This window comes from Novosphingobium rosa NBRC 15208 (assembly GCF_001598555.1).
GTDB lineage: Bacteria > Pseudomonadota > Alphaproteobacteria > Sphingomonadales > Sphingomonadaceae > Novosphingobium > Novosphingobium rosa.
Genome location: NZ_BCZE01000129.1, coordinates 1 through 11,663 on the forward strand (window position 1 = coordinate 1; position 11,663 = coordinate 11,663).

At 64.2% G+C, this 11,663-nt stretch carries 13 protein-coding genes; 8 read left to right on the forward strand and 5 right to left on the reverse strand.

Annotated elements, in window-relative coordinates; all coding sequences use genetic code 11:
* On the reverse strand, positions 1–417 hold a 417-nt coding region (locus SR3_RS29140; protein WP_157099198.1), incomplete at its 3' end, for a hypothetical protein.
* A 57-nt stretch (positions 418–474) separates the two neighbouring features.
* Between SR3_RS29140 and SR3_RS29145 the strand changes: the two genes are divergently transcribed.
* The 8 genes from SR3_RS29145 (at position 475) to SR3_RS32870 (ending at position 7,735) form a co-directional block, all read left to right on the forward strand.
* Positions 475–630, forward strand: a complete 156-nt coding sequence (locus SR3_RS29145; protein ID WP_157099199.1) for a hypothetical protein — start codon at positions 475–477, stop codon at positions 628–630.
* Between the two features lie 217 nt (positions 631–847).
* Positions 848–2,335: a putative bifunctional diguanylate cyclase/phosphodiesterase gene (locus tag SR3_RS29150; protein WP_169805743.1), complete on the forward strand. Its 1,488-nt coding sequence runs from the start codon at positions 848–850 to the stop codon at positions 2,333–2,335.
* Positions 2,332–3,057 (forward strand): LysM peptidoglycan-binding domain-containing protein, encoded by a 726-nt coding sequence (locus SR3_RS29155; protein WP_068094581.1) that lies wholly within the window; start codon positions 2,332–2,334, stop codon positions 3,055–3,057. The genes SR3_RS29150 and SR3_RS29155 overlap by 4 nt, the downstream gene beginning before the upstream one ends.
* 69 nt (positions 3,058–3,126) lie before the next feature.
* Complete coding sequence (locus SR3_RS29160; protein ID WP_068094582.1) at positions 3,127–4,800, forward strand: serine/threonine-protein kinase; 1,674 nt, start codon at positions 3,127–3,129, stop codon at positions 4,798–4,800.
* A gap of 12 nt (positions 4,801–4,812) precedes the next feature.
* On the forward strand, positions 4,813–5,802 hold the full coding sequence (locus SR3_RS29165; RefSeq protein WP_068094586.1) for a type VI secretion system-associated FHA domain protein: 990 nt from the start codon (positions 4,813–4,815) through the stop codon (positions 5,800–5,802).
* Positions 5,802–6,542, forward strand: a complete 741-nt coding sequence (locus SR3_RS29170; RefSeq protein ID WP_068094591.1) for a PP2C family protein-serine/threonine phosphatase — start codon at positions 5,802–5,804, stop codon at positions 6,540–6,542. The genes SR3_RS29165 and SR3_RS29170 overlap by 1 nt, the downstream gene beginning before the upstream one ends.
* Position 6,543: 1 nt before the next feature.
* On the forward strand, positions 6,544–7,413 hold the full coding sequence (locus SR3_RS32710; RefSeq protein ID WP_068094595.1) for a GGDEF domain-containing protein: 870 nt from the start codon (positions 6,544–6,546) through the stop codon (positions 7,411–7,413).
* 13 nt (positions 7,414–7,426) lie between these two features.
* A complete protein-coding gene (locus SR3_RS32870; RefSeq protein WP_068094597.1) occupies positions 7,427–7,735 on the forward strand; it encodes a GGDEF domain-containing protein in 309 nt (102 codons plus the stop codon).
* 217 nt (positions 7,736–7,952) lie between these two features.
* Here the strand turns inward: SR3_RS32870 and SR3_RS29185 are convergent, their stop codons facing one another.
* The 4 genes from SR3_RS29185 to SR3_RS29200 form a co-directional block, all read right to left on the reverse strand.
* Positions 7,953–9,320 carry a sensor histidine kinase gene (locus SR3_RS29185; RefSeq protein WP_068094607.1) on the reverse strand — a complete coding sequence of 456 codons (1,368 nt, stop codon included), beginning with the start codon at positions 9,318–9,320 and terminating at the stop codon, positions 7,953–7,955.
* Positions 9,321–9,449: 129 nt separating this feature from the next.
* Positions 9,450–9,821, reverse strand: coding sequence for a response regulator (locus tag SR3_RS29190; RefSeq protein ID WP_068094599.1), 372 nt, complete (start codon positions 9,819–9,821; stop codon positions 9,450–9,452).
* 81 nt (positions 9,822–9,902) lie between these two features.
* On the reverse strand, positions 9,903–11,018 hold the full coding sequence (locus tag SR3_RS29195) for a PAS domain-containing sensor histidine kinase (RefSeq protein ID WP_084456045.1): 1,116 nt from the start codon (positions 11,016–11,018) through the stop codon (positions 9,903–9,905).
* The coding region (locus SR3_RS29200; RefSeq protein WP_068094604.1) for an alpha/beta fold hydrolase at positions 11,011–11,663 on the reverse strand (653 nt) is incomplete at its 5' end. The genes SR3_RS29195 and SR3_RS29200, both read right to left, overlap by 8 nt.

The window sequence follows — 11,663 nt, forward strand, 5'->3', positions numbered from 1 at the left end:
AAGGCGGTCATGGTCGAAGCTGGCCAGCTCGTTTTCGGCATCATCGTTCTCGCCGTTGGCAGCCAGAAACCGATGCTCTTCCCGAATCGAGGCGGCGTAATGCGCCAGCAGGCTTTCGATCTCCGCGCTGCCGCTGACACGCTCCTGCGCTGAGCCCAGGGCCACCCGCGCAACATAGGCATTCACCTCAGCCTCAATCCGGGTGGCGATGGCCAGCTGCTCCTGCGAATAACCGGAGCGCGTCAACACATGATGCGCGCGGCTCAGGCCAAGGCCCGCCGCCAGCGCCATAGCCACCACAACCGCCAGAGCCACGAGCCCGGCGACGATCAGCGTATGGCGGATGGATGGGCTGATCCGCCGCATCATCCGCGCCTTCTGGCAGCTTTGCCCATCGATCATCTCTCCGGGCGTCATGCGCCTTGCTGCGCCCGCCCGACCATGCTTCGCTTCGAAAGTGAGGGTGTGATTTTCGTGATGGCGATCAAGGATACGCAAGGGGAGATCGTGCAGAACCTGCATCAGGCAGGCAAGGGGGAAGGGCGTTATCTGATTGCTCATCCCGGAACCTACAGCCTGCAGATCAGCGGCGCGGAGGGCTGGCGGATATGGCTGGAGCCTCAACCATGAAACATAGATCGCCCCTTCTCGTGACAGAGGGCAGGGGCAACCTCCAATCCTCGTGGTATTTACTTATTCGTATCGATTTGGCGGCTAACTTTCGGGGATGCCCGGGCGCCAGATAAAAAATTTGCAGGATTTTGCGTGCTTGGCGCTATGCGCGGCCGTCTGCGCAACGGCCTGCCTGACAGCGACAGCGTTTCCATCCCGTCTGGCGGCAGCGGGCATGGCTCTGATGGCAGTTGCAGGCCTGTGGGCTTGTCGCGCGCGCGAAAGCCACCGCCTTGCTCTTCTGGCCAACCGGTTGGGTTGTGAGCCATATCGGGGATGGGGAGAGATACTGGCCCGCGCCACCGAAATCGAGCATGAGTTGCAGGCGCTCGGCACGCGTCTGCCACAGCGCCACCCCGTGTCAGACCTGCCGACCCGGGAGCCGCTGCTTTCATTGATGGCGCAGGATGGCCATGGTACGCTGGGCATTGTTGCCCTCGATGATTTCGACCGGCTTTGCGCGCTCGATCCCGCTCAGGCTGATGACATGCTCAAGGCGCTGGCGCTGCGCCTGTCGCGCATGACCGGGGCGCGGCGTATGGTGGCGCAAGTCGACCGGGCGCGGATCGCCATCTGGCTGGGTCCGGATGTCGCCACCCGGGATGCCCATGGCCAGCTGGAGGCGATCAGCTATGCGCTGCATGCGCCGCTCGAGGAAGAAGCGCCCTTCGCCGGGCAACTGACCGTCCATCACGCCGCCTTCGATCATGCGGTGGAAACGCCGCAGAATGCTCTGGCGCGCCTGCTGGCGGTGGCCAGTTCGCGGCCAGGTCGGGGCGGCGCGGTGCATCGCGTCGATGACACCTGCGATGCCAGGGAACGCGAGCAGTTCGCGCTGGAACAGGATGTGCGTCATGCGCTGGCGCGTGGTGAACTGGAGTTGTGTTTTCAGCCGCAGATCGATGCCCGCAAGGGGCGCACCGTGGGTGCCGAGGCGCTGCTGCGCTGGCGCAGCCCGGTGCATGGGCTGGTCTCGCCGATGCGCTTCATTCCCCTGCTGGAGCAATTGGGGTTGATCGAGGAGGTGGGCCTGTGGGTGCTCAATGCCTCCTGCCGCATCGTTCGGCAATGGCAGGGCTTGAATCTGGGCCACCTCTCGATCGCGGTCAATGTTGCGCCACAACAGCTGGAGGATGCCAGCTTCCACGCGCGGGTCCGCCGCACGCTCGAAGCGCAGGGGCTGGCGCCGCAGGCACTCGAGATCGAGTTGACCGAATCGCAGGCCGTCGCCGATCCCAGCCGCGCCGGGCGGCAGTCCACGCCGCTGCGCGCACTGGGCGTGAAAATCGCCATCGATGATTTCGGCACCGGCTTTTCCAGCTTTTCGGCCCTGCGCAAGCTCGATTTCGACAAGATCAAGATCGACCGCGAATTCGTGACCGACGTGGAGCAGCGTCGCGACAGTCAGGCCATTTGCCAGAGCATGATCGCCCTGGCGCGCGGCCTTGGCATTCGCGTGATCGCCGAAGGTGTCGAGCGGGCCGAGGAATACCGCTGGCTGCTGCATCACGGCTGCCACGAATTTCAGGGCTTCTATTTTTCCCGGCCGTTGGCGGGGCCCGATTTCGCTGATTTCCTGCGCGACCGTGCCGGGCTGACGGCAAAGCTGGCTGTCGATCCCCGGCAGTCTCAACACAACATATTACAAAGGTTTGGTTCATGATCCGGCGACTGGCTGGCCAAGGCGCGGCGGCATTTCTTCTGGCCCTTTCGGTGGCGGGTTGTTCGCATGACGAAAGGCCCAAGACCGTCGCGCCCCCGGTGTTGACCGTCACACCCGAGCGGATCGATGCCATCCAGACCAGCCTGCTGGCGGGGGACAGGAAAGGGGCGGACAAGCAGCTCAAGGCTCTGCAGAAGCTGGAGCCGATGAACCCCAGACTGCAGCTGCTTGCCGATTCGCTCGACAAGGATCCGCAGGAGTTGTTGGGCCCCAAGAGCTATCCTTACACCGTCCAGCCGGGCGAAACGATCACGGATGTTGCCGAACGTCTGCTCGGCAACCGGCTCAAGGCCTATCAGCTGGCGCGCTACAACCAGTTGGCGACCCCCGTGGCGCTGACGGCGGGGCAGGTTTTGCGCATCCCGGGCGAACTGCCGGTGGCCCGGCCCCAGCCAACGGCGCCTGCGCCGGAAAGGCCTCGCCGCCCGGCTCCGGCGGCAAAACCCGCGCCCGCCGCAACGGCCAAGCCTGCCGCCAATCCCGCCGCCGCGCAGCATCTGCGCGCGCTGGGCCTCGCCGCGCTTAACCGCGGCGCGGTGGGCGAGGCGGTCGGCCTGCTGCGCAAGGCCAGGGCGCTCGACCCCGGCAATGCCCTGATCGCCCGCGATCTGGGCCGCGCCGAGCGGATTGAGGCCACCGTGCGGGCCAATGCCAAAAAATAGCTCCGTGCTAAATTTTGTTAAGTCATTTCCCTTAGGACGCTGACGACCAAACGGGGGGCCGGAGGGCATATGCAGCAACTTGGCCGTTATCAGATTGCAGGGCGCCTGGGTGAAGGCGCGATGGCGGACGTCTTCCGGGCGTTCGATCCCGACATCGGGCGCACCGTCGCCATCAAGGCCCTGAAGTCCGATTACCGGCGCGATCCCGAACTGAGCGCGCGCTTCCTGCGTGAAGCCCGCGCCGCCGGGGCGCTGACCCATCCCCATATCGCCACGATCTTCGACGTGGGCGAGATCGACGGCATCCCCTACATCGCCATGGAGCTGGTGGAGGGCAAGCCGCTCGACGCCGTGCTTCAGGCACAGGGCCGCATGCCCTTCGAGCGCGTGCTGACGCTGGGGCTGCAGCTGGCCGAGGCGCTGGCCTTCGCCCATGCGCGCGGCATCGTGCACCGCGATGTGAAGCCCTCCAACATTCTTATCTCCAGCGACGGGCTGACCGCCAAATTGCTCGATTTCGGCGTGGCGCGGATGGATGAGGGCGACGGCACCGGCAATGATCGCCTGCTGGCGCGCACGCAGGCCGGGCAGATCATCGGCACGCCGCGCTACATGAGCCCGGAGCAATGCCTCGGTTTGCCGGTGGACCAGCGCGCCGATCTCTTCTCGCTGGGCGCGGTGCTGTATGAGATGGTGGCGGGCACTGTGGCCTTCGATGCCACCGGGCTGGCCACGCTGGCGATCCAGATCTCGCAGGACAAGATCGCCCCCATTGAGCGCAGCGCCGCCGATTGCCCGCTGGGCCTGCGCCAGATCATCGAGAAGCTGCTGGCCAAAAAGCCGGAACAGCGCTTTGCCGATGGCACCCAGTTGGCTCAGGCGCTGCGCCGCGAGATCGCCGCGCTGGGCGCTGATGAGGGCACGGTGCGGAAGGGCCTGTCAATCCGCGTCAAGCTGCCGCTGGCGCTGGTGGGCATCACGCTGGCCGCGCTGCTGCTGTGCATTTCGGCGGTGCTCAACCGGCAGCAGCACGCGCTGGAGCATATGGCGGTGGCCTCCGGCGAGACCATCGCCACCTTCGTCAGCAAGAATGCCGCCGTGCTGCTGGCCGACAATGCCGGGTTGCCCACCGATCAGCAGGATTGGGCGCCGCTTCAGGCTTTCGTGGCCGCCGCCGATCAGGAAGGTGGCGTGAAGGACATCGTGGTGGTCGATGCGCAGGGCACGGTGCGTGCAGCCAGCCAGGCCGGGCTGGTCGGCCAGCGCTATCGCCCCGTGGCGGGCGAGGCGGCGCTGGAATCCTCCGGCCATGCGGCGGTCACCGATGTGCCCGGGCGCGGATCGCTGCGCTTTGTCCGCGCGATCCATTACGCGGGCGCCGATTTCGGCAAGATCGACATGCTGGTGCCGCGCACCGCGCTGGATGAGGCGGTGGGCAATGCGCGCATGCTGCTGATCGCTCTGGCCGGTGTCGTGCTGGCGGTGGTGCTGGCGGTCGGCTATTTGAGCGGCGCCCTGGTGGCGCGGCCCCTGCGACGCCTGCAGCAGGCGCTGCAAGAGGCGGGCGAGTCCGGTTTTGCCCTGCGCATCTCGCACAACCGCCGCGACGAGTTCGGGGCGGCCTTCACCGCCTTCAACCAGCTGGCCGAGACCATCGAGCCGCGGTTGGGTGGCATGCCTGACATGGTGGCGCCCGCGCTCGATGCGACCTGCATCCAGCTTCCCTCTCGTCAGGCGGCGTAAGGAACGCGGGCGATGTACATGCTGCAGCTCTTCACCGAGGACAGCGCCATCGAGCCTGTGGATGCGCGGCTTTTGCGTGATGGCACGATCACCATCGGGCGCGGCGCGACCTGCGACTGGCCGATCAACGATCCGCAACGCGCTCTTTCGCGTGAGCATTGCGAGCTTTCCGCGCTGCCCCATGGGCTGATGCTACGCACCACCGGGGCCAACGGCGTGTTCGACGATGCCACCGGTGAGCGGTTGCCCGATCTGGTCGATGTGCCGGTCACGGTCCCCGCCACCCTGCGGATCGGCGGCTTTCGTCTGGCGGCCACCCATGCCCAGCTGACCGATCAGGATCAGGGGGAGGACCGCACCATGGTGCTCACCCCGCCCATCGGCATGTCCGTCGCCGTGCCGACCGATTGGGAAGACGCCTCCTTCCCGCTGGCCAGCCAGAGCGAATCGCTGATGGAGGCCTTTTGCCGGGGTGCGGGACTGGATGCCTCGATGCTCTCGGGTGACGATCCGGCGCTGGTGATGGAGCGCGCCGGGGCGATCTATCGCCAGATGGTGCTGAGCATCGCGGATCTGATGCGCGAGCGCGAACAGGCGCGGCGGCGTTACAATCTGGCGCGCACCACGATCAGCGGTTCGGGCAACAATCCATTCAAATGGGCCCCGACGCAGCGACTGGCGGTCGATCTGCTGCTCTCGGAGATCGGCAGTTTTCTTTCGGGTCCGGAGGCGATCGCCAATTCGCTGCAGGATGTGAAACGCCATCTGATCGCCACTTTCGCGGGGCTGCAGGCCTCGCTGCATGAGGCGGTCGAGACCTTCGATCCCGACGCCGTGGCGGCGGCCACCGAAGGCAAGGGCGGTCTGCTCAAGAGCCAGCAGGCGTTGCAGATGCGCGAAGTGCAGGAACGCCACGCCGATCTGCGCCGCCAGCTCGATGGCGCCGAAGGCTCGCTCGAACGCGCTTTCGTCAACGCCTATGCGGCGGCGGAGCGGGGCTGATGGGCGCAACGCTCGACGGGCTCGAGGCGCAGGCCGCACAGGCTTTCGCCTCGGCGGCGCGCAGCCATGTGGGGCATGTGCGCAAGATCAACGAGGACCGTCTGCTCGATTGCCCGGAGCGCGGCCTGTGGGCCGTGGCGGACGGCATGGGCGGCCTGCATGGCGGCGATGTCGCGGCTGAACTGGTGATCGGCGCCTTGCGTCAGCTGGTTCGCCAGCCCGCGCCGGTCACGGCATCGATGATTGCGGAGGCCTTGCAGCAGGCCAATGCCGCGATCCTGACGCGCGGCCGCGACACGGGTGGAATGATCGGCTCCACCGTGGTTGTCCTCCATATCGAGGCGGATCGGGCCACGCTGTTCTGGGCAGGCGACAGCCGCGCCTATCATTGCGGCGCGGGCGCATGGACGCAACTCACGCGTGACCATAGCGTGGTGCAGGAGCTTCTGGATGCCGGGCTGATCGACCGCGATCAGGCCAGGCGGCATCCCAAGGCCCATATCGTCACCCGCGCCCTGGGGGTTGCACAGGCTCTCGAGATTGCGCAAATGACCCACACCGTCGCGCCGGGCGACCGGTTGCTTTTATGCTCCGATGGCCTCACGCGTATGCTCGACACGCAGGATTTCACCTCGGACGTCGATATCGGGACGGCGGCTGACACCCTGCTGATGCAAGCGCTTCATCGCGACGGTTCGGACAACATCAGCCTGATCCTGATCGAGCCGGTTCCGCTCTGACATGCCGCAAGCCCTGCTGCCCTTTCTGGTGAACATCACCATCGCCGCCATGCTGGTGGCGAGTTTCCTCACCATCGGGCAGCTCAACCCCAGTGCCCGCAGAGCGCGGTGGATCGCGGTGTGCTACGGGCTGGGGGCGCTCAATCCGCTGGGTGAGCTGGCGATCCTCTTCGGGGGCGATCTGAAATGGATGGGGATGATCGCCGCCGGCGGCTTCCTGTCGGGGATCACGCTCTATTCGCCGGTCATGTCCCAGTTTTACGGAAAAACCCCCTGGTGGCGGGGGGCTTTGGCAATTGTGCTGATCGGTCTGATCTACAGCTGGATCACAATCGGGATGCCGGGCAAAAGCCTGTGGATCGATCTTGGCTTTCAGGTGCCTTTCGCGCTGGGCAGCGCGCTTTGCTCGATCACCACCTGGCGTCATGCTCCCCCTTCGCCGGTGAACCGCTTTCTGTCGGGCATTTTTGCGCTGACCGCGCTGCATTTTCTTTTGAAACCGTACGCCGCGCTCTTTCTGGGCGGCGCAGTGAGCGAAACGCAGTATGCTCACACGCTTTATGCCGTGGTGTCGCAATCCAGCACGGGCTTCCTGATGGTGGCCGCAGGCCTGCTGTCCCTGATTACGGTGCTGCAGACGGTGGTGCAGACCAACGCGCTTCAGGCGCGCACGGATCTGCTCACCAACCTGCCCAACCGCCGCGCGCTTTTCGAACGATTTGCCGTGCTGACGGGCCATCGGCACGGCAGCGCGCCGATGGGTGTCGCCGTGATCGACATCGACCATTTCAAGCGGATCAATGACAGTTTTGGCCATGCTCAGGGCGATGAGGTGCTCAAGACCATAGGCCTTGTGCCTCGACCGGAATAAACCCTCATCTGCCATGCTGGCGAGGATCGGTGGCGAGGAGTTCGTGATCCTGCTGCCGGGTCTGGATGAGCAGAGCAGTTTGCTGGTTTGCGAGCATCTGCGTCTGGCGGTGTCCCGTCTGGTGATAGGATCGTCCCGCACTCTCACGATGAGCGTGGGTTTGACGCTCGTTGATAGGGGCGAAGATCTGGCGGATACGCTGCGTCGGGCGGATCGTGCGCTCTATGATGCCAAGCGCGGCGGGCGCGACCGATGCCGTGTTGCGGCTGAGCAGGTCCACCCGGAACGTTACCCTCACCTGGAGCTCGTTGCGAACGGATGAGTGCGAAATTCAGGGTTGTGGCGCGTTCGCGAACATCCTGTTTGATCGTTGATGAGCGGCAGGCGATGTGTCTCACGCTCCCTGAACAGACCGAGGATAGGCAACCTTTATGCTATGCGATGCCACCACATTGTTGCTGGCAGCTAGCCAGGCTGATGGCGGTGGGGTCCGGAATGTCGGCACATGCCGGAAAGCTGCTCTTGGGTCACCGCCACGGTCAGCCTAGGATCGATGCTGGCAGACGGACCGTGATCGTGGTGCCGGTCGGGCCGCTGGCTCGCGCCAGGGTGCCGCCGATCTGCCGCACGAAGGCGTCGACGAAACGCGTGCCCATGCCGGTGCTGTCCTCGCGGATCAGGGCCGCTTCCAGGCCGACACCATTGTCCTCGACTGACAGGATCAGGCCACCCTCGCGCTGACGGAAGCCGAGCATGATCCTGCCCTTGCCGTCCGGAAAGGCATATTTGATGGCGTTCGTGGCCAGTTCGTTGAGCAGAAGCCCCACCGGCACCGCGTAATCGGCGCTGATGACAAGCGGGTCGGCATCTATGCTGATCGCGATAGCCCCATCCGGATCGACAAGGCTGGAGCGGATGCTCTGGGCAATACCATTGAGATAGGTCTGGACATCAACCGGGCCAAAGGCGTTGGACTGGGCGATCACATCGTAGAGGCTGGCAACGGCATTGATGCGGGTGCGCATCGCCTGATAGCCCTGCAGGCAAGGCTCCGCTGCCCGCCGCATCTCGAAAGCGACGAAGGACGAGATGACGCTCAGCGAGTTTTTGACCCTGTGCGCCAGTTCGACGGCCATCATATCCCTGTAGCGGTCGGCCGCAACGGCCTCGGTCACGTCCTCAAAGGCCAGCAGAAGCTGGGTTACATGGTTGCCGGGGACATGGATTTTCCGGGCGTTCAGCTTGAAGACACGGTGGCCCAGGCCGGGGAAGTCATCCTCGACGAGGAAATCCTCGAAGGGTGCCTCATCCGGGACAACCCGCGCCAGCAGCTGCTGAAGCGGTGTGATGTCCCACTGGCCCTGCTTGAGATCCTCAATGCGCCTGCCCAGAACATCGGCCTCGGCATCGCCGAAGATCCTGATGAAATTTCGGCTCGCTGTCGTGATGATGAGATCAGAGTCGAGGATGACAAGCGGATCACGCATCGTGTCCACGATGGTCTGCATGACCTTCGCGACGCGCGCTGCCTTGAGCTGCCCCTCGCGGACATCCGTGACATCATAGAAGGTCATCAGCACATGCTCGACATGATTGCCGATGCGGTAGACCTTGCGGGCGTTGAGATGGATGATCCGGCGCCCGACATGCGGGAATGTGTGATCGACCTCGAAGGCTTCCACCGCCTGCTGTTCGGGCAGGATCTGTTCGAGCAGCACCCTCAGCCCGGGAGCATCCCACTGGCCATCGCCCAGATCGTAAATCCGGCGGCCGATCGTATCTTCCGGCGTCACCCCAAACATGGCGTAGAAGCTGCGATTCGCTGACGCGACGGCCAGGTTGCTGTCGAGCACCACAAGACCTTCGCGAACGGTATCCACGATGTCCTGGGCCGAGATCGTCTGCATGTCAAAACTCCGCAAGCCAATGTCTTTCAGAAAGGCAATGCCCATCCGAAAGTGCCGGGAGGTCAGCCGCCGCGTCTATAGATTGTGAAATCCGCATCAACCACACGGCCTAAAGGGATGCCCGGTGGTCTAGGCGAGGATTTCCCGGATCTTGGCCATCAACGCCTGCTCGCCCCACGGTTTGCGCATAAACCGGCCATCGTCAGGGATCTGATCCTGCGTTGGCTGTCGGTGTCCGGAGGTGAGCAGCAGCCGGATGTTGGGCCAGCGGTCGTGGACGACGTGTGCGAGTTCCAGCCCGTTCATGCTGCCCGGCATGTCGATGTCGGAGAAAAGCAAGGACACCTCATCATGGCTCTGCAGCACGGCGATGGCTTCGTCGGCATTGCCGGCGTCCAGCACCCTGAAGCCGGCATCCTCCAGAATATCCATGCCATAAAGGCGTACCAGCGTTTCATCCTCGACAACGAGGACGGTGGCTTTGATCTCTTGGTTTGCCATGGATCGGTCCTTCCAGGCGAAAGGCCCTGAGAAAGGAAGCACTGAGCGAAGGTAATGTTCGCAGAAATATATGCGCAGTGATTATGCCTGGGCTGTTCGGGCAAGCGGCATGGTGAAGGTGAAGCAGGTCTCTGTGGGATCAGAGGCCACGGTCAGCGTGCCCCCATGCGCGCGGGCAATCTCCGATGCGATGTGCAGCCCAAGGCCCAGGCCCTCGTGGCGACTATGACCATCTCCACGAAAGAAGGGCTGAAAAAGGCGTTCGAGCGCTGCAGGAGAAATAGGCTCGCCGCCATTGGCCACCGCAATGACGAGGTGGCCGCCAGACGCCTCCGCGCTAACGCGCACGGGCTGGTCTTTGGCGCCATGGGTCAACGCATTGCCCAGCAGGTTGGAGAGCAATTGCCCCATTCGCACGCGATCGCAGTCGACAGCCTCTGTGATCGAAAAGGCGGCTTCGATCTGGTGGCTTGGGGCGATTGTCTGCAACTCGGCGATAACCTGGCGCAGCACGAGTTCAAGCGGCTCCCGATCGTCGCGGGTCAAGGTGATGCCGCCGCCCAGACGACCGCGTGCAAAATCGAGCACATTGTCGATCAGGCCGACAGCCCGCACCACGCTGCCGTCGATCAGGCGCAGGATCATGCTGCCACGCTCGCTCAGCTGCTCTTTGAGCAGCATGCGGGCGCCGCCGGCGATCGAGGCCAGCGGGTTGCGCAGATCGTGGCCAAGCACGGCGATGAATTGTTCGCGCAGCTCGGATTCGGCGCGTTCGGAGAGCACGCTGGCCTGTGCCTCATTGCGCGAATGCAGCAGGGTCTGCTCATAGTTGCGCCGCTGCGAGGCGGTGAAGACGGCGAAACGCAGCGAAGCGACCTGTCCCCGGTCGTCACGCAGCGCCGTGCCGTTGACCAGCATTGGAAGTTTGTGGCCCTGGGCATGGAGGATATCGAGGGCGATCTCGCTCACGCTGCCCTGAACATGCAGCATGGGGGTCACATGGCTTTCATAGAAGATCCGCACCGCGATCGGCAGCAAATCGGCAAAGCGCCTGCCTTGCAGTTCTTGCGGCGTCCACCCTACCCATTGCGCAAAGGTCGCGTTGGCGCGGGTGATGCGGCCTTCCTTATCGGCCAGCACATAACCGCAGGGCGCGGCCTCGAACAGATCCGCGTAATCGAGAGGCGTTTCAGACAAAGGCTGTGATCGCGGCAATGGTTTCCTCAGGCGCGCTGAGGTTGGGGCAGTGGCCCGTGGCCCTCATCAACACCAACTCGCTGCCGGGAATGGCGGCATGCACATAGTGGCCGACGGCCAGCGGCGCGATCATATCCTCGCTGCATTGCAGGATCAGCACCTGCGCCGCGATGGCGCCCAGATCGCCGCGATTGTCGGACAGAAAGGTGGTGCGGGCAAAACGCTTGGCGATCTCCGGATCGGAACGGCAGAAGCTGCCTGCCAGTTCCTCGCCCAGTTCGGGCCGGTCGGGGTTGGCCATGATCATCGGGGCCATGGCCTGCGACCAGCCCATGTGATTGCTGTCCAGAAAGTCGAGCAGTTCGAGGATCTGGGCTCGGCTGAATCCGCCCACATAGTCGGCATCGTCGATATAGCAGGGCGACGGGGCGACCAGCACCAGCTTCGAGAACAGCTCGGGCGCCTGCCGCGCCGCGATCAGCCCGATCATCGCGCTGACCGAATGGCCGACGAAGATGCCATCCTTGATCTCCAGCGCGCGGGCCAGATCGATCACATCCTGGGCATAGCCATCAAGCGTGGCATATTTGTCGATGACATAGGCGTCGAGATCAGCGCTGCCCGATCCGACATAGTCGAACAGCA